18 protein-coding genes are annotated in these 16,475 nt (G+C 67.3%); 2 read left to right on the top strand and 16 right to left on the bottom strand.

What is annotated here, in order from left to right; translation table 11 throughout:
- Positions 1-13: 13 nt before the first annotated feature.
- The 4 genes from nusB to MRBLWO13_RS14485 all read right to left on the bottom strand — a co-directional run bounded on the left by nusB (position 14) and on the right by MRBLWO13_RS14485 (position 2,674).
- Positions 14-424 (bottom strand): transcription antitermination factor NusB, encoded by a 411-nt coding sequence (gene nusB, locus MRBLWO13_RS14500; RefSeq protein ID WP_341974742.1) that lies wholly within the window; start codon positions 422-424, stop codon positions 14-16.
- A gap of 3 nt (positions 425-427) precedes the next feature.
- A complete protein-coding gene (efp, locus tag MRBLWO13_RS14495) occupies positions 428-988 on the bottom strand; it encodes an elongation factor P (protein ID WP_341974740.1) in 561 nt (186 codons plus the stop codon).
- Between the two features lie 221 nt (positions 989-1,209).
- A complete protein-coding gene (gene aroQ, locus MRBLWO13_RS14490) occupies positions 1,210-1,644 on the bottom strand; it encodes a type II 3-dehydroquinate dehydratase (protein ID WP_341978422.1) in 435 nt (144 codons plus the stop codon).
- A gap of 19 nt (positions 1,645-1,663) precedes the next feature.
- On the bottom strand, positions 1,664-2,674 hold the full coding sequence (locus tag MRBLWO13_RS14485; protein ID WP_341974736.1) for an alpha/beta hydrolase: 1,011 nt from the start codon (positions 2,672-2,674) through the stop codon (positions 1,664-1,666).
- A 38-nt stretch (positions 2,675-2,712) separates the two neighbouring features.
- Here MRBLWO13_RS14485 and MRBLWO13_RS14480 point away from each other — a divergent pair, with 38 nt between their 5' ends.
- Entirely contained in the window at positions 2,713-3,303 is a 591-nt protein-coding gene (locus tag MRBLWO13_RS14480) for a GNAT family N-acetyltransferase (RefSeq protein WP_341974735.1), read from the top strand.
- The gene (locus MRBLWO13_RS14475) at positions 3,300-4,088 is read left to right on the top strand and encodes a PaaX family transcriptional regulator (protein WP_341974734.1); all 789 of its coding nucleotides are present in this window, start codon (positions 3,300-3,302) and stop codon (positions 4,086-4,088) included. The genes MRBLWO13_RS14480 and MRBLWO13_RS14475 overlap by 4 nt, the downstream gene beginning before the upstream one ends.
- Here the strand turns inward: MRBLWO13_RS14475 and MRBLWO13_RS14470 are convergent.
- The 12 genes from MRBLWO13_RS14470 to MRBLWO13_RS14415 form a co-directional block, all read right to left on the bottom strand.
- Positions 4,078-5,037: a squalene cyclase gene (locus tag MRBLWO13_RS14470; protein ID WP_341974732.1), complete on the bottom strand. Its 960-nt coding sequence runs from the start codon at positions 5,035-5,037 to the stop codon at positions 4,078-4,080. The genes MRBLWO13_RS14475 and MRBLWO13_RS14470 overlap by 11 nt on opposite strands.
- A 104-nt stretch (positions 5,038-5,141) precedes the next feature.
- The gene (locus MRBLWO13_RS14465) at positions 5,142-5,672 is read right to left on the bottom strand and encodes a GNAT family N-acetyltransferase (protein WP_341974729.1); all 531 of its coding nucleotides are present in this window, start codon (positions 5,670-5,672) and stop codon (positions 5,142-5,144) included.
- Positions 5,669-6,757: a 3-dehydroquinate synthase gene (gene aroB, locus MRBLWO13_RS14460; RefSeq protein ID WP_341974727.1), complete on the bottom strand. Its 1,089-nt coding sequence runs from the start codon at positions 6,755-6,757 to the stop codon at positions 5,669-5,671. Before aroB ends, MRBLWO13_RS14465 begins: the two co-directional genes overlap by 4 nt.
- Positions 6,754-7,269: a shikimate kinase gene (locus tag MRBLWO13_RS14455; protein WP_341974726.1), complete on the bottom strand. Its 516-nt coding sequence runs from the start codon at positions 7,267-7,269 to the stop codon at positions 6,754-6,756. Before MRBLWO13_RS14455 ends, aroB begins: the two co-directional genes overlap by 4 nt.
- Positions 7,256-8,485, bottom strand: coding sequence for a chorismate synthase (gene aroC / locus MRBLWO13_RS14450; RefSeq protein ID WP_341974725.1), 1,230 nt, complete (start codon positions 8,483-8,485; stop codon positions 7,256-7,258). Before aroC ends, MRBLWO13_RS14455 begins: the two co-directional genes overlap by 14 nt.
- A 60-nt stretch (positions 8,486-8,545) precedes the next feature.
- Positions 8,546-9,376 carry a shikimate dehydrogenase gene (locus MRBLWO13_RS14445; RefSeq protein ID WP_341974724.1) on the bottom strand — a complete coding sequence of 277 codons (831 nt, stop codon included), beginning with the start codon at positions 9,374-9,376 and terminating at the stop codon, positions 8,546-8,548.
- Positions 9,377-9,391: 15 nt separating this feature from the next.
- Complete coding sequence (gene mltG, locus MRBLWO13_RS14440) at positions 9,392-10,795, bottom strand: endolytic transglycosylase MltG (RefSeq protein ID WP_341974723.1); 1,404 nt, start codon at positions 10,793-10,795, stop codon at positions 9,392-9,394.
- A gap of 2 nt (positions 10,796-10,797) precedes the next feature.
- Positions 10,798-11,271, bottom strand: a complete 474-nt coding sequence (gene ruvX / locus MRBLWO13_RS14435; protein ID WP_341974720.1) for a Holliday junction resolvase RuvX — start codon at positions 11,269-11,271, stop codon at positions 10,798-10,800.
- Positions 11,268-13,928 carry an alanine--tRNA ligase gene (alaS, locus tag MRBLWO13_RS14430; protein ID WP_341974718.1) on the bottom strand — a complete coding sequence of 887 codons (2,661 nt, stop codon included), beginning with the start codon at positions 13,926-13,928 and terminating at the stop codon, positions 11,268-11,270. Before alaS ends, ruvX begins: the two co-directional genes overlap by 4 nt.
- Positions 13,929-13,985: 57 nt before the next feature.
- Positions 13,986-14,174 (bottom strand): hypothetical protein, encoded by a 189-nt coding sequence (locus tag MRBLWO13_RS14425; protein WP_102192160.1) that lies wholly within the window; start codon positions 14,172-14,174, stop codon positions 13,986-13,988.
- 105 nt (positions 14,175-14,279) lie between these two features.
- A complete protein-coding gene (rpsD, locus tag MRBLWO13_RS14420; RefSeq protein ID WP_341974715.1) occupies positions 14,280-14,909 on the bottom strand; it encodes a 30S ribosomal protein S4 in 630 nt (209 codons plus the stop codon).
- Positions 14,910-15,091: 182 nt separating this feature from the next.
- Positions 15,092-16,438 (bottom strand): replication-associated recombination protein A, encoded by a 1,347-nt coding sequence (locus tag MRBLWO13_RS14415; RefSeq protein ID WP_341974713.1) that lies wholly within the window; start codon positions 16,436-16,438, stop codon positions 15,092-15,094.
- Positions 16,439-16,475: the final 37 nt, after the last annotated feature.

Here is a 16,475-nt window from a genome sequence, read left to right as displayed (position 1 = left end):
TTGCGGTGTCCGCTCAGGCGGCGCGAGCCACCCGGGCGAGCACACCGTGCACGAAGGCGCCGGAATCGTCGGTGGAGAACTCTTTGGCGAGCTCGACGGCCTCGTCGATGGCGACCGCGGTGGGCACCTCGGCGTTGTAGATGATCTCCCAGGTGCCGATCCGCAGCAGCGCGCGGTCGACCGCGGGCATCCGCTCGAGCTTCCAGTCACGGCTGTGCGTGGTGATCAGCTCGTCGATCTCGTCGCTGTGGTCGATGATGCCGTCGACGACCTCGCGGGCGTACAGCCACGACCCCTCGCGGGCGGGTTCGCTGACAGCGCGCTTGGCTTCGGCGGCGAGAGCCACGGCGACGTCGTCGCCTCGGACATCTGCGGAGAAGAGGATGTCGAGTGCGCGCTTGCGCGCCTTCGTACGAGCGCCCACGCCTTACTTCTCGCGACCGAGGTAGTCACCGGTGCGGGTGTCGACCTTGATCTTCGTTCCGGTCTCGACGAACAGCGGAACCTGCATCTCGTAGCCGGTCTCGACCGTGGCGGGCTTGGTGCCGGCCGAGGAGCGGTCTCCCTGGAGGCCCGGCTCGGTGTACGTCACCTCGAGGATGACGGATGCCGGCAGGTCGATGTAGAGCGGGTTGCCGTTGTTGAGCGCGATGGTCACCTGCTGGTTCTCGAGCAGGAAGTTCTTCGCGTCGCCGACTGTCGGCCCGGGGACCGTGATCTGGTCGTAGTCCGACGTGTCCATGAATACGAAGCCGTCGCCGTCGGCGTACAGGTACGTGAAGTCGCGGCGGTCGACGTTCTCGATCTCGATCTTCGCGCCGGCGTTGTAGGTGCGGTCGACGACCTTGCCGGAGATGACGTTCTTGAGCTTCGTGCGGACGAACGCGCCGCCCTTTCCGGGCTTGACGTGCTGGAACTCGATGACGTTCCACAGCTGTCCATCGATGCTGAGGACGACGCCGTTCTTGATGTCTGCGGTAGATGCCATGCGCTGAGAGTTCCGTTCGTGTGTGGTTGTCCGCGGGCCGCCCTGCAACCGGGTCAGGAAGGACCGACAGTCGATTCTACGGGATGGCTGTACGGGGGCCGACTTCTTTCGATGTCATCCGGGGTTTCCGCGCTGAGTTCAGAGGTTCGCTGGGGTGCCGGAGCCGCTTCTGTGTCGGTGCGCAACGCTCCCCCGCCGTTCTGACCTGGCGTTCCGCGGTTCTACAGCTGAGCGACCAGTTCGCGCACGGCATCCGCGTAGCCGTCGACGCCCCGACCGATCACGCGCACCGCCGCAACGTCATGCAGGTAGGAGTGATGCCGGAACTCCTCGCGCTTGTACACGTCGGAGATGTGCACCTCTGCGAATGGGCGCCCGATACCCGTGAGCGCATCGCGCAGCGCAACAGACGTGTGCGTGAGGCCGCCCGGATTGATGATGATTCCGGCGCAATCCTCGCGCGCCGCGTGGATAGCGTCGATGAGCACGCCCTCGTGGTTGCTCTGGATGGCACGCACCTCGAATCCGAGCGCGGCCGCCGCATCCGTGGTGAGTCGTTCGACATCGGCGAGGGTGGCCGTGCCGTAGACCTCGGGCTCACGCGTGCCGAGCAGGTTGAGGTTCGGGCCATTGACCAGGAGCAGGCGGTGGGGCATCGTCACGTCCGGCACACTATCAGCCGATCTCTCGCAGGAAGTCGCGGTACCCGTCGATGACGTCCGCCGCGAGGAGCGCGCGAGGCCAGAGGAGCCCGACGGTCGTGCCCACGACGGCGTTGTCTTCGACGATGGGCCTCGCCATGGAATGCGCGGAGTCGAAGGATTTCACTGTCAGCGCTGTGCCGAAAACGTCACGATAGACCTTTTCGGTCTCGCCGACGTCGACGTTCCGATCATGCAGGCCGACCATGAGGAGAACGGGGATCTCGCGCGTGGCTGCCGCGCGAAGATCGTCCGTGGCATCGGCCTTCGCGTTGCGTCCGACGAATGCCCACCGATCGGCCGACATCGGCGACTGCTCCGTCGTGACCGCCAGATACTCGTCGTAGCTCGCGCCTCTTGCGAGCAGTTCGCGCACCCGATCGCTGTCTGCGATCGCCTGGTCGCGCTCCGCCGTCGTCGCTCCTCGGCGATCAAGCTCGGCGAGGAGGTTGTAGCGTCCCTGCGACAGCCAGTTGATCGCCGTGCCCACGGCGACAACGCCATCGACGTCGTCGCGTTCGGCGACGACCTTCGGAACCACCCAGCCTGCTTGGCTCGCGCCCCAGAGAATTATGCGGTCGGTGGGCACCTGCTGCTCTCCCAGCGCCCAGTCGATCGCTGCGCTGACTTCCGCCGCACGGTCATCCATGGATTGGTCCAGCCAGTTTCCGCTGGATCCTCCGACCCCGGGTTTGCTCCACGACAACGTGGCCCATCCCGCATCCGCTGCACCTTCGAACCACGGGAAGTAGAGGCCGTCCTGTGTCGCCTCCACTGCAGCGTCGCCGTGGACGACGACGACGACGCCATTCGCGTCGCCTTGTCGCGGCGTCGTCAGTACCCCTTCGAGGTGCCCGACACCCATCGGAATCTGCACCGCGGTCTGTGTGAAGCGATAGTCATTCCCCACGGCGGCAACTCCGACAGCCGCGACGATGATCGCAGCGACGACGGCGATGGAAAAGGCGAGTCGCTTAAGGGTCATTCTGTGCACGATCGTAGCGTACATGATAGATTGATGACATGCAGGCACACCAGATCGCCCTCGGCTTCCAAGAATCCGAACGTGCTGAAGTCGGCGCTCTCTACTGGGAGGCGTTTCATCGGAAGCTCCGTCCGGCATTCACGAGCAACGACACCGGTAGACGCGTGGTGCAGGCCGCAATGCGTCCGGACCGCATGCTCGTTGCGCGCACCGAGGGCGTCATCACCGGGGTGTGCGGCTTCTTCGAGACGGGGCTCGGCGCCGCGAATCTGTCCTGGGCGCTGCTTCGCCACCTGTTGCCGACCTGGCAAGCCATTCGGGCGTCCCTCGTCCTGAGCGTGCTGGCACGAAACAGCAAAGACCACACGCTGGTTCTCGACGGGATCTGCGTCGATTCGGCGCGCCGCGGTGAGGGGACGGGAACAGCGCTGCTCGCGGCAGCCGTCGAGGCTGCACGCCAGCGCCGGTTGCGATCAGTGCAGCTGTCCGTGATCGACTCGAATGTCCGCGCCGAGGAACTGTACCGGCGTCAAGGGTTCTCGCCCACCGATACCGGTTCCCTGGGACTGCTCGGTTACGTCTACGGGTTCGAACGGTACACCGTCATGGAGAAGGCGGTACTCGCGTGAACTCGCAGATCGCACCTCGTACGATCATCGAGGCGTTCCTCCCCCTCGACGGCGACGTGAGCCTGGCCGTCATCTACGACACCGCCAACCAGCTGGGGGTCGATGACCAGCCCGTCCGCCTCGCACTTCGACGCCTCATCGGCAGCGGCGACATCGAGCAGCGGGGACGCGGACGCTCAGGGGCGATCTTCTTGACCGATGAGGGACAACGGCGCATGCATCGCGACCGAGTCGGACTCAACCTCGCCTTCGAGCAGGACGCAGGGCGGGCGCCGTGGGACGGATGCTGGCGCCTCGTGGCGATCAGTGCGCCGGAGAGCGAGCGGGCGATTCGAGATTCGCTGCGTCGAGACCTTCTCGGGCTGGGAGCCGCCCCGATCTCGACTGGGCTCTACGCCAGCCCGCACGACCTGACAGGGCTCCTGTCGTCCGATGCCATGCCGTACCTCGTCACCGCCGTTGCCGAGCAGCTGGCGATTCGGGGCCTGACCGAATCAAAAGAGATCGCTTCGTCCCTCTGGCATGCGGCGCCGACCCTCGACGCATACGGGGCACTCGCCCATGCGATCGAGGGTGATGACGACTCGTTGCCGGCGCTCGTCCGGCAGCTCCGGCTCGCCGACGCTCTCGACCGCGCCCTCCGGGACGACCCGCTCATTCCGCCAGAGCTCAGAGACACGCCATGGCCACCGACCGAGGTGCGCCGCCAGTGGCTGATCCGTTGGAACGACGCCGCCAGCCAGGCGGGCACCGCCTCGATCTACGAGGGCTGGATCATTCCTTAGTCGCCGAATCCCACCACCCGAGTACCCGCGTCGCTTGGAACGTCACCCACTTGGACGGTTCTCCGGCCGGAACGTCGACATGGAACCAGACCTCGCCCTGCAGGCGATGACCTTGGACCCAGGTCCCGTCAGCCTGCCGCTGAGAACGGATGTTCTCGATGGCCTCGGCCATCCGGGGGTCGGGTTGTATCCCATCTGCAATGCACGCCGCGCGGAAGTAATCGGCCGCAGCCAGCACGCTGTAGTAGGCGCGACGCGGATGCGCGAGGCTGTACACCCACTCGTTGAACGGCTCACCCGTCGATCGGCGACGAGACAGGGCCCTCGTCAACAGATACTCCTCGCCAGCTCTTCGTGCGGCCCTGATCCGCTCGGTATCCCCCGTGCTGCATTGAAAGTCGAGCAGCGCGATCAACGCATTGAGGGTGGAATGGAAAGACGAAACCTGCGATCCCTCGACCCATTCGCAGTTCCACCCGCCATCCCCCAGCTGATGCTCGAGAAACCAGTCGGCGATCGCGTCGACGTCCGCCCCGAGCCACAGCCCATTCGACAGAGTCCAGGAATTGATGCAGCAGTCGACCTCGCCGCCCCAATACGGAAGGTCGTCGTACTCCCATCGTGTTGCCGAGAGCTTCTCCGCCGTCCCTGTCAGCGCCGACGCGGGCATGCCCCATTCCCGGAGGTCCTTGAGGGCCCAGGTCGTCGCTGTCCATGGCTGCGGTTCCCCGCTTCCCCATTCCCACCCTGCCGGGAAGAATGGGCCGCCGGCCCACTGGCCATCGGCATCCTGGTGACGAAGCAGCTCAGCTCCGAAGCCTTCGGTGGTCACACGGGCTCGCGTCGCCTGCCAGATGTCCTCGGGAGCGCCGAGAAGGTCGCGCTCCACCTGCCATCGCAATGCCGGGTCGGCGTCAAGGAGCCATTCCGCTATCCGAGCATCGAGCATGATCGGCCTCCGGGCCTGTCGTCACACGATCGAAGACGCACTCACAGTAGATGATCTGCACGAGAGGCGCAACGCATTCATGCCGCGAGGCTTCTCCGTCCGGATCACACGAGAGCGCGTCGCATCTCCAACTCCGGGCCGATCACACCCGTGAAACGCAGACCCGTATCGACGAATCCGGCGCGCCGATACGCTCCCTGAGCGCGGGCATTGTCCACGTGCACGTCGAGGGTCAGCGCGCGGTCGCCGAAGGCGCGCACCCACTCGGCCGCCGCATCGAGCAGTGCATCGACCGTTCCGGCTCCGCGATGCCCGCGGCGCACGTACACGCCCACCACATCACCACGCGCTTCGAGCACCGCACGCGCATGATGGTCGGTCGCTCCCGGGCGCCAACGGAGAACCGTGACGGTGCCGATCCACTCCCCCTCCGCCTCCGCGACGAACTGGGCGACCGAGTCACCGGCCGCGTTGCCAGCGGTACGCTCCTGCCAGAACTCGTCCGGATGCGCAGCCTCGTCGGCATACGAATGCAGGAACGCGATCGCGGCGGCCGGATCCCGCACGGCATCCAGGCGCAGGTCGCGCACCTTCTCCCATTCGTCAGCGCGGACGCGACGAACGGTGAAGCTCACGCACCGACCTCCTGGTAGGCCGCGAACATCAGGGATTCATCCGGCGCCTGCAGGATCGTGGGCTTTGCGATGTCGTCGAGCAGGACGAAGCGGAGCATCCCGCCACGGCTCTTCTTGTCGCGCTGCATCGTGGCGAGGAGCTGCTTCCAGGCACCGGCCCGGTACGACGTCGGCAGACCGAGCGACTCGAGCACGGTGCGGTGCCGGTTCGCGGCGTCATCGGAGAGACGCCCCGCGAGCCGGGAGAGTTCGGCGGCGTACAGCATCCCGACCGAGATCGCTGCGCCGTGGCGCCACCGGTAGCGCTCGGCGTGCTCGATGGCGTGGCCGAGCGTGTGACCGTAGTTGAGGATCTCGCGCTGGCCCGCCTCTCGGAAGTCCTCGGAGACGACGCGCGCCTTCATGTCGACCGCCAGCTCGATCGCCCGCCGGAACTCCTCGGTCTTCGTGTCGACCGCGCGCCGAGGATCGGCCTCGACGATGTCGAGGATCTCGGGAGCCCAGATGAAACCGGCCTTGACCACCTCGGCGAAGCCTGCTGTCGCCTCGTTCTCGCTGAGGCTGGCGAGTTCGTCGAGATCGCCGATCACTGCACGCGGTGCCCAGAACGCGCCGACGAGATTCTTCCCCTCAGCGGTGTTGACACCGGTCTTGCCGCCGATCGATGCGTCGACGAGTCCGAGCACCGTGGTGGGCACCTGGATGAGCTGCACGCCGCGGAGCCAGGTCGCGGCGACGAAACCGGCGAGGTCGGTCACTGCTCCCCCGCCGAAACCGACGACGGCGTCGGTGCGGGTGAAGTCGGACTGTCCCATGACCTGCCAGCAGAACGCGGCGACCTCGATGCGCTTGCCCTGTTCGGCGTCCGGGATCTCGGCCAGCAGCACCTCACGGGGGCCGTTCTCGTCATCGGCGAGCAATCGGTCCCTGAGTTCCGCGGCTCGGGCGGCCAGCGTCGGCGGGTGCACGACGAGGATCTTCCGCACGGTCGGCGCGAGCGCCGCCGATACGCGATCGAGGATGCCGCGTCCGATGGTGATGTCGTAGGGATCGTTCCCGGTGACGCTGATGGTCGTCGTGGTCATCGCTGCTCTCTTCTCCATGTCACGATCTCGTCGGCAATGCGCTGCATCGGGCGACGAGAGGTGTCGAACACTGTGCTCGCCACCTCGTCGTACCAATCGCGGCGCTCCTCGAAGATCCTCGTCCAGCGCTCAAGCGGGTCGTCTCCCGCGAGCAACGGCCTGCTTCCGCCGCGGATCCGGTCGGCGACGGCCTCAGCCGACACGGTGAGGAAGACGACGGGATGCGGGCGCAGAAGCTCCCTCGTCCCGGCATCCGTCACCGCTCCGCCGCCCAGCGAGATCACTCCACCCTCATCGAGCGCCGCCGACACCGCGGCGCGCTCGAGCTCCCGGAAATGCGCTTCACCCTGTTCGGCGAAGAGCACCGGGATCGGCCCGTGCGCGGCCACGATCCGCTTGTCGGTGTCGATGAACGGCACCGCGAGCCGACGAGCGACCCGCCTGCCGATGCTGGTCTTACCCGCGGCCATCGGGCCGACGAGGACCAGCGTGAGCGGCTCAGTCTCCGACATCAGACGCGATGAGCGCTGCCTCGGAGGCCGGCGCAGTGCGCAGTTCTGCCGGGATGCCGGCGAGATAGCCGTCGAAGTTGCGCCGCGTCTCGCGGATGCTGTCGCCGCCGAACTTCTCCAGGACGGCGTTGGCCAGCTCGACCGCGACCATCGCCTCGGCGACGACTCCGGCGGCGGGCACTGCGCACACGTCCGAGCGCTGGTGGTGCGCCGTGGCGACGTCTCCGGTTGCGACGTCGATGGTGCGCAGCGAATGCGGAACGGTGGCGATCGGCTTCATGCCTGCGCGCACGCGCAGCACGGTACCGGTCGACATGCCGCCCTCGGTGCCGCCGGCACGGTCAGAGCCGCGCGTGATCCCGTCGGTCGTCGCGAAGAGTTCATCATGCGCTGCCGAGCCGCGGCGGCGGGTGGTCTCGAAGCCGTCACCGACCTCGACGCCCTTGATCGCCTGAATGCTCATCAGAGCCTGCGCGAGCCGCGCGTCGAGGCGACGGTCCCAGTGCACGTGCGAACCGAGTCCCGGCGGAAGACCGTAGGCGAGCACCTCGACGATGCCGCCGAGTGTGTCGCCCTCCTTCTTGGCATCGTCGACCTCGGCGACCATCAGTGCCGAGGTGGCCGCGTCGAAGCAGCGCAGCGGATCGGCGTCCAGGGCATCGACGTCGTCCGGCGTGGGGAGCGGCGATCCGGCCGGCACCTGGACGGGACCGATGGAGAGCGTGTGGCTGACGAGGCGGATGCCGAGTTCGCCCAGGAAGGATCGGGCGATGGCGCCGAGTGCGACGCGTGCGGCGGTCTCTCTGGCGCTCGCGCGCTCGAGGATCGGACGTGCCTCATCGAAGTCGTACTTCTGCATGCCGACGAGGTCGGCATGGCCGGGACGCGGGCGCGTCAGCGGAGCGCCACGACCACGGGACTTGTCGGTGAGCTCCACCGGCTCGGGGCTCATGACCTCCACCCACTTCGGCCACTCCGTGTTGCCGATGCGCAGGGCGATCGGGCTGCCGAGCGTCTTCCCGTGGCGGACACCGCCGGAGATCGTGAGCTCGTCCTGCTCGAACTTCATGCGCGAGCCGCGGCCGTAGCCGAGCTTGCGACGCTCGAGATCTGCCTGGATGGCCTCGGAAGACACCGGAACGCCGGAGGGCAGACCCTCCATGACGGCAATGAGTTCTGGGCCGTGGGATTCGCCGGCCGTGAGCACGCGGAGCATTGCTCTAGTCTCCCATGCGATCCGACCGGATGCTGTCCGCGTGTCGTTGCGCAGCCGGGGTTACGGCTTCGGGTGCTCGAGTGCCGCGCGCATCGCGGCCACGACGGCCGTCTCATCCGGCAGCACGTGCGCGGGGTCGCCATTCAGGAAGATGCGAATCTGCCGCACCGCCTGGTGCAGCAGCATCCCGAGGCCGGAGACGACGACGCCCTCCCCCCACGTTGTCGCCAGCGCCGACGGCCACGGTGCGTACGCGGCGTCGAACAGCGCACCACCGGCATGAGCGAGACGCGCGGCCGACTCCTCCGCGAGCACCGTCCCGCTGGGGAGGGTGGCGACGGTGATGTCGACCGCTTCCGCTGCGTCATCGAGCGGCGCGACCTGGACATCGATGCCCAGCCGCGCTCCGAGCTCGACGAGACCGGCCGCGCGCTCGGGCCTGCGGGCGCGCACGTCCACCCGAATGGCGCCGATCTCGGCGACGGCGACCAGCGCCGAGGCCGCGGTCGCGCCGGCGCCGAGGATGCGCGCCGTGCGGACTTCAGTGATGCCGCGCTCAGCCAGGGCATCGATGATGCCCCCGACATCGGTGTTGAACCCCGCAAGCTCTTCGCCCAGAAGCAGCGTGTTCACGGCTCCCGTCATCTCGGCGTGCCGGTCGTGCGTCGCCGCCGCGCGGAACGCATGCTCCTTGAGAGGCATCGTCAACGAAAGGCCGAGCCACGACTCATCCAGCGAGCCGAGCTCATCCGCGAAACCGTCTCCGGTCACCTGCAGACGCCCGTACTCCCAGTCCAGGCCGAGCACCGCATAAGCGGCGGCGTGCAGCGCCGGCGACTTCGAGTGCGCGATCGGGTCACCCCAGACGGCGAGACGGCGCTGATTCACCATGTCAGGCGCCGTGCATCAGTAGCAGCCGCCGTCAGGGTTGTCCTGGCACCACTGCTTGTACCGGGCCTCGGCCTGCTGCTGCTCCGCGTACGTCGCGGAGAAGACCGTCTCGCCGGTATCCAGATTGACGGTGACGAAATAGAACCAGGGCCCATCCGCGGGATTCTGAGCCGCGTCGATGGCGGCATCGCTGGGGGCCGAGATCGGACCGGTGGGCAGTCCCGCGTGCTTGTACGTGTTCCACGGGTTCTGATCGCCGACGACGGCGTTCCAGTCCCAGCTGGAAACGGGGCCCTCGTGTGCGAGCCCGTATCCGTACTGGGCGGTCGAGTCCATCTGCAGCAGCCCGTGGGTCTCCTGATTGCCTTCCTCGAGGCGATTCTCGATCACCCGAGACACCTTGTCGAAGTCGGCGGTGCTGCCCTCGCGCTGGATGATCGAGGCGATCGTGAGCACGCGCTGCTCGTCTCCGGCCTGGACCCCTGCCTTCGTGAGCGATTCCCGGGTGCGGTCGACCATCCGCTGGATCACCTGGGTGGCGGTGACCTCCGGGTCGAACGTGTAGACGGCTGGGAACAGCCAGCCTTCGAGAGACTCTGCGGTCACTCCGTAGGCCGAGGGGTCGGCGACGGCGGCTTCGAAATCTGCGAGCGGGATGCCGATGCTCTCCGCGATCCCCGGCAGCATCGCCTTGATCGTGCTGCCCTCGATCACGCTTGCCGAATTCTCCAGCTTGTTGGCGTCGTCGCGGAGCGCTGCCAGAGCGGCCTCGGCGGTCATCTTCTCCTGAAGGCGGTACACTCCCGGGTAGAAGGTGACGGCGATCGCTTCTTCGATGAGGTAGTCGTAGAAGACGTCCTCCGTCTTGGTCACGCCGGCCTCGTGCAGAGCGGTGGACACCGGGCGACCGGTGTCCCCGTCGCGAATCGTCACGAAGACCTCACCGGTCGCGAGGCCCGGCTCCCAGTCCTTGGGCTCACCCCAGCCCATGGCGTCGCTGATCTTGTCGCCGTAAGTGTTCCAGGCCCAGACGCCCGCGCCCGCGATGCCGCCCACGATCACGAGGACGATGATCAACGCGATCAGACATCCGCGGCGTCGCTTCTTGGGAGGTACGTGAGAATCGACGTCGTCGTGATGGGCATCGAAAAGGTCTTCGAGACGCCCTCCCTGCTTCTCCGACACGGCCACCGGCGCCGGGGCGGTGGGCGTCACGAACGGGTCTTCGGAGACGACCGGCGGGGTCGGCGATGCCGGTCGCGGTTCTGCGGCCTCTCTGGCCGCCCGGCGAGAACCGGGCACAGGGGCGCTGGTGTCGACCGTCGGCAGCTGCGCGGTCGGCTCCGGAAGGTTCCCGAACAGGGCGCCCAGACGGGCATCCGAATCATGCTGGGGGGGATGATTCTCGCGTTCAGCCATGTTCAGGCGGACTCCTCGTCAAGCGGGACGGCCACACCGGCCGGGTTTCCGGTGCTCTTCTCCGTGTCGATCGCCTGCTGCAGAAGCACCACGGCAGCGACCTGATCCACAATGCTACGAGAGTTCTTCTGGGTTCTCCCCGAAGAACGCAGAGCCGCGTGTGCGGTAACAGTGCTGAGCCGTTCGTCGACCAGGCGCACCGGGATCTTCGTGCGGGCTTGCAGGTCGGCAGCGAACGTCCGTGCATCTGCCGTCGACGGTGTGTCAGTACCCTGCATATTCACGGGCAGACCGACGACGAACTCGATGGGCTCGTACTCCTCTGCGAGCTCTGCGATCCGGCCGAGCGATGTCTCGGCACGGGGCACCGTCTCGATCGGAAAGGCGAGCATCCCGTCCGGATCGCAGCGGGCGACGCCGATTCGGGCCTTGCCGACATCGATGCCGAGCCGCACGCCCCGTCGGAAACCACTCACGCGCCGCGAAGCTCCTGGCTGATGGCCTCCAGCGCCGATGCCAGTGCCGAAGCATCCGTGCCGCCGCCCTGCGCGACGTCGTCGCGACCGCCACCGCCACCGCCGAGCACACCGGCAGCACGCTTCGCGAGCGCGCCAGCCTTCGCACCGGCAGCGCGTGCCGCGTCGTTCGTCGCAACGACGACGACCGGGCGTCCGGCCACGATCCCGCCGAGCGCGACGACAGCAGCATCCGCGCCGAGGCGCTCTCGCACGCCGAGCGCGAGCTCGCGGACGTCATCTGCCGAGGCGATCTCGCCCAGCGACAACGCCGCCACCCGATGTGCACCGACGCGCACGGCGGCCTCGGCGATCGCCGGAATCTGTCCTGCGCGTTCCTTGGCCTCGAACTGCGCGATGCGCTTCTCCGCTGCCTTCAGGTTCGCCGCGAGATCGGCGATGCGCTCGGAGAGCTGGTCACGCGGCGTCTTCAGGGCGCTGGTGAGCTGCGAGACGAGAGCGCGTTCCGCGGCCAGTTCGCGGAACGCGTCCTGACCGACCAGAGCCTCGATGCGGCGGTTGGATGCGCCCACCGAGGATTCTCCGACGACGCTGACGATGCCGATCTCGGCGCTGGTGTTCACGTGGGTGCCCGCGCACAGTTCGCGCGACCAGGGACCGCCGATGTCGACCATCCGCACGCGGTCGCCGTACTTCTCGCCGAACAGCGCCATGGCGCCGGCTTCCTTCGCCTCGTCGAGCGACATGATGCGTGTGGTGACCTCGAGCGCGTCCTGCACAGCGCGGTTCGTGATCTCCTCGATCTCGGTGCGCGTGTCTGCCGACAGCGCCTGGGACCACGCGAAGTCGAACCGCATGTACCCGGCACGGTTCAAGGAGCCGGACTGGGTCGCCGTCGGCCCGAGCGTGTCGCGGAGCGCCGCGTGCACGAGGTGCGTCGCGGAGTGCGCCTGACGGGCGGCACGACGGTTCGCGGCGTCCACCACGGTTGTGGCGGCGTCATCGACCGAGACGCTGCCGCTGGCCACCTCGATCGTGTGGCTGATCAGGCCGGCGACGGGTCGCTGCACGTCGAGGACCTCGAGCACGAAGCCCGCACCCACGATGGTGCCCTTGTCGGCGACCTGGCCGCCGGACTCCGCGTAGAGCGTGGTCTCGGACAGCACCACCTCAGCGATCTGCCCCTCACTCGCGGTGCGGACCGGCTGGCCGTCGACGAGGATGCCGAGGATACGTGACTCGACCTCGAGCTCGGTGTAGCCATCGAACCCGGTCTCGCCGAGTCCGCGGAGCTCCCGGTAGACCGAGACATCGGCCAGCTGGCGCTTGCGGTTGCGCGCGTCTTCCTTCGCGCGGGTGCGCTGCTCCAGCATGAGCGAGTCGAACGCGGCACGGTCGACGGACAGACCGGCTTCTTCGGCGACCTCGAGTGTGAGATCGATCGGGAACCCGTAGGTGTCGTGCAGCAGGAACGCCTCAGGGCCGCTGAGCGTGGCGCCGCCGCCCTTCTTCGTCTCGTCCAGCGCGAGGTCGAGGATCGTCGACCCCTGTGCGAGCGTGCGGCGGAACGTCTCCTCCTCGGCGAAGGCGGAAGCCGACAGCGTCGACCACTCCTTCGCGAGGACGGGGTACGCCGTCTGCATCGCGTCGCGCGATGCGGTGAACAGCTCGGGGAAGGTGGGCTCGTCCACGCCGAGCAGCTTCATCGCGCGGACGGTGCGGCGCATCAGACGCCGCAGGATGTAGCCGCGGCCCTCGTTGGACGGCCGTACGCCGTCGGAGAGCAGCATCAGCGACGAGCGGACGTGGTCGGCGATCACGCGGAAGCGCACGTCGTCTTCGTGCACCGCGCCATAGCGGCGACCGGAGAGTTCGACGGCACGGTCGAGAACCGGGCGCACCTGATCCGTCTCGTACATGTTCTCGACGCCCTGCTTGAGGAACGCGACGCGCTCCAGGCCCATACCGGTGTCGATGTTCTTCTGGGGCAGCTCCCCCACGATGTCGAACTCTGTCTTGCCGCGGACGTTCTCGATGAAGTCCTGCATGAAGACGAGGTTCCAGATCTCCAGGAACCGCGAGTCATCGACGGCGGGGCCGCCGTCCTTGCCATAGGCGGGGCCGCGATCGAAGAAGATCTCCGAATCGGGACCGCCCGGCCCGGGCTGTCCGGTGTTCCAGTAGTTATCGGCGCGGCCGAGACGCTGGATGCGCTCCGGCTTCAGACCGATGATGTCCCGCCAGATCGCCTCGGCCTCGTCGTCGGTCTCGTAGACCGTGACCCAGAGATCCTTCTCCTCGAAGCCGTAGCCGCCGTCGGATTCGGCACTGGTGAGCAGCTCCCAGGCATAGCGGATCGCGCCCTCTTTGAAGTAGTCGCCGAACGACCAGTTGCCCATCATCTGGAAGAACGTCCCGTGACGGGCCGTCTTGCCGACCTCTTCGATGTCGTTGGTGCGGATGCACTTCTGCACATCGGCGATCCGCGGATGCGGCGCCGGCACCACGCCGGTGAGATACGGGATGAACGGCACCATTCCCGCAACCGTGAACAGCAGTGACGGATCGTCGCTGACAAGAGAGGCCGAGGGGACGATGACGTGGTCGTTCTTCTCGAAGAAATCGAGATAGCGCTGCGCGATCTCCGCAGTATTCATAGGGGTAGTGAGTGTCCTTGCGTGAAGGGTGAAGAAGCCGCGCGTGCGCGCGCTGGATCAGTTGTTGCCGGGCTCGGTGAGCCGCGCCTGCTGCTCGCGATATGCGTCGCCGAGGATGCCGGTGAACTCGTTGATCCTCGCGTCCACATCGGCCAGGATGTCGTGGCCGCGGGGGTCCTTGTCCATGAAGTGTGCGGCGACGAACCCGCCGATCACACCGATGAGGAACCACAGCACAGTCTTCATGTCGTCATCCTTGCCCTTGGTCCGCGGAGACGCGGTGCCTCCATCGTAAGCGGAAACGCCAAGAGGCGTCGGGTTGCCCCGACGCCTCTTGGTGAATGAACTCGATCAGCGAGCTGCGTAGTACTCGACGACGAGCTGCACTTCGCAGGTCACGGGGACCTCGACGCGCTTCGGACGACGCAGCAGGCGAGCCTGGAGCTTGTCGAGCTCGACCTCGAGGTAGCCCGGAACCGGGGGCAGGACCTCGGCGTGACCGCCGGCTGCTGCCACCTGGAAGGGCTCGGTGCCCTCGCTCTTGGCCTTGACGTGGATGAGCTGACCCGGCTTCACGCGGAAGGACGGGCGGTCGACGAGCTGGCCGTCGACGAGGATGTGACGGTGCACGACGAGCTGGCGAGCCTGCGCGGTGGTGCGGGCGAAGCCCGAACGCACGACGAGAGCGTCGAGACGCATCTCGAGCAGCTCGACCAGGTTCTCACCGGTCAGGCCGTCCTGACGGCGGGCCTCGTTGAACGTGTTGCGCATCTGCTTCTCGCGGATGCCGTACTGCTCGCGGAGACGCTGCTTCTCGCGCAGACGGACGGCGTAGTCGCTGTCAGCCTTGCGCTTGGTGCGGCCGTGCTCGCCCGGAGCGTAGGGACGCTTCTCGAGGTAGCGGGCTGCCTTCGGGGTGAGCGCGATACCGAGCGCGCGGGACAGGCGGACCTTGCGGCGGTCCTGGGACTTCGTGGTCACGAAGTTTTCCTTCCGATGACGTGGTCGCGTCTTTCACGACTCACGGACGTATCTCCCCCGCCGGCCCTTCCAGGTGCACGCCGGGGCACGGAGGAAGGTGAGTGAGAGCGAGGGGATGCCCGAAAACTGTGTTTCGAGCCGATCAAGTCTAACAGATCGGGGAACCGCTCCTCAGCAGCGGGTCAGCGGTCGCCGAGGATCCGGCGGATCTTCTCGAGTCGAGCGGAGATGTCGCGTTCGGCGCCGAGCTCTTTGGGCTCGTAGTACCGGCGTCCGTCGAGCTCATCCGGAAGGTACTGCTGGGGCACGACGCCGTATTCGCTGTCGTGCGAGTAGACATAGCCCTTGCCGTGTCCGAGCCTCTTCGCGCCCGGATAGTGCGCATCGCGCAGGTGCAGCGGTACTCGGCCGAAGCCTCCGGATCGGATGTCGGCGATCGCCGCATCGATTCCCTTGTACGCGGCGTTCGACTTCGCCGTCGTCGCGAGATACACCGTCGCCTCGGCCAGAGGTATCCGCCCCTCCGGCATTCCGATGAACGCCACCGCATCGGCGGCTGCCACAGCGATCACGAGTCCCTGCGGGTCTGCGAGCCCGACGTCCTCTGAGGCCGAGATGACGAGGCGGCGGGCGATGAAACGAGGGTCCTCACCGGCCTCGATCATCCGGGCGAGGTAGTGCAGAGCGGCATCCGGATCGGAACCCCGGATCGACTTGATGAACGCGCTGATGACGTCGTAGTGCTCGTCGCCCTGCCGGTCGTAGCGCAGCAGTGCGCGATCGACCGCCTGCGCAACGTCGTCGGCGGTGACTTCTGGCGCGGACCCGGCGTCAGCGGCGTCGTCCACGCCGTGTGACAGTGCCACGGCCGCTCCCGCTTCGAGCCCCGTGAGCGCGCGTCGCGCGTCGCCGGATGCGAGTCGGATGAGCGCTCCGCGTGCCTCGTCGGAGAGCGCGACAGTGCCGTTCAGACCTCGCGGGTCGGTGACGGCGCGATCGACGAGCATGCCGATATCGTCGTCGGTGAGTGCATGCAGAGTGAGCAGCAGGGAACGCGACAGCAGCGGCGAGATCACCGAGAACGACGGATTCTCGGTGGTGGCAGCGATCAGGATGACCCAGCCGTTCTCGACGCCCGGCAGCAGTGCGTCCTGCTGAGCCTTCGTGAACCGGTGGATCTCGTCGAGGAAGAGGATCGTCGTCTGCCCGTAGAGGTCGCGCTGGGTGATCGCCTCCTGCATCACCTCACGGACGTCCTTCACCCCGGCTGTGATGGCGGAGAGTTCTACGAAGCGGCGGCCCGAGGACCGGGCGATCGCCTGCGCCAGGGTCGTCTTGCCAGTACCGGGCGGCCCCCAGAGGATGATCGAGACAGCACCGGGCGACGTCGCGTCCGGGTCGGCGAGGGCCACGATCGGAGACCCGGCGCGCAGGAGATGCTGCTGTCCGGCGACCTCTGCGAGTGCGACCGGCCGCATCCGCACGGCGAGAGGTGTCTGCCCGGAGAGCAGCGCGGCGGCGGAGGTCATCCCCCCAGGCTAATGCGGGTCTCCGACGTTCGCGGCG

This window comes from Microbacterium sp. LWO13-1.2, from assembly GCF_038397725.1.
In the GTDB taxonomy this organism is placed as follows: domain Bacteria; phylum Actinomycetota; class Actinomycetes; order Actinomycetales; family Microbacteriaceae; genus Microbacterium.
This window is presented reverse-complemented; position numbering and strand designations above follow the sequence as displayed.

What these genes read in the sequence shown, in the direction of transcription:
- MRBLWO13_RS14445 (WP_341974724.1), bottom strand. Translation starts at nt 9,376, where the DNA reads ATGGTGAATCAGCGCCGTCTCGCCGTCTGGGGTGACCCGATCGCGCAC.
- efp (WP_341974740.1), bottom strand. Translation starts at nt 988, where the DNA reads ATGGCATCTACCGCAGACATCAAGAACGGCGTCGTCCTCAGCATCGAT.
- MRBLWO13_RS14485 (WP_341974736.1), bottom strand. Translation starts at nt 2,674, where the DNA reads ATGACCCTTAAGCGACTCGCCTTTTCCATCGCCGTCGTCGCTGCGATC.
- aroC (WP_341974725.1), bottom strand. Translation starts at nt 8,485, where the DNA reads ATGCTCCGCGTGCTCACGGCCGGCGAATCCCACGGCCCAGAACTCATT.
- MRBLWO13_RS14480 (WP_341974735.1), top strand. Translation starts at nt 2,713, where the DNA reads ATGCAGGCACACCAGATCGCCCTCGGCTTCCAAGAATCCGAACGTGCT.
- alaS (WP_341974718.1), bottom strand. Translation starts at nt 13,928, where the DNA reads ATGAATACTGCGGAGATCGCGCAGCGCTATCTCGATTTCTTCGAGAAG.
- aroB (WP_341974727.1), bottom strand. Translation starts at nt 6,757, where the DNA reads ATGACCACGACGACCATCAGCGTCACCGGGAACGATCCCTACGACATC.
- MRBLWO13_RS14470 (WP_341974732.1), bottom strand. Translation starts at nt 5,037, where the DNA reads ATGCTCGATGCTCGGATAGCGGAATGGCTCCTTGACGCCGACCCGGCA.
- mltG (WP_341974723.1), bottom strand. Translation starts at nt 10,795, where the DNA reads ATGGCTGAACGCGAGAATCATCCCCCCCAGCATGATTCGGATGCCCGT.
- MRBLWO13_RS14425 (WP_102192160.1), bottom strand. Translation starts at nt 14,174, where the DNA reads ATGAAGACTGTGCTGTGGTTCCTCATCGGTGTGATCGGCGGGTTCGTC.
- aroQ (WP_341978422.1), bottom strand. Translation starts at nt 1,644, where the DNA reads ATGCCCCACCGCCTGCTCCTGGTCAATGGCCCGAACCTCAACCTGCTC.
- MRBLWO13_RS14415 (WP_341974713.1), bottom strand. Translation starts at nt 16,438, where the DNA reads ATGACCTCCGCCGCCGCGCTGCTCTCCGGGCAGACACCTCTCGCCGTG.
- MRBLWO13_RS14455 (WP_341974726.1), bottom strand. Translation starts at nt 7,269, where the DNA reads ATGTCGGAGACTGAGCCGCTCACGCTGGTCCTCGTCGGCCCGATGGCC.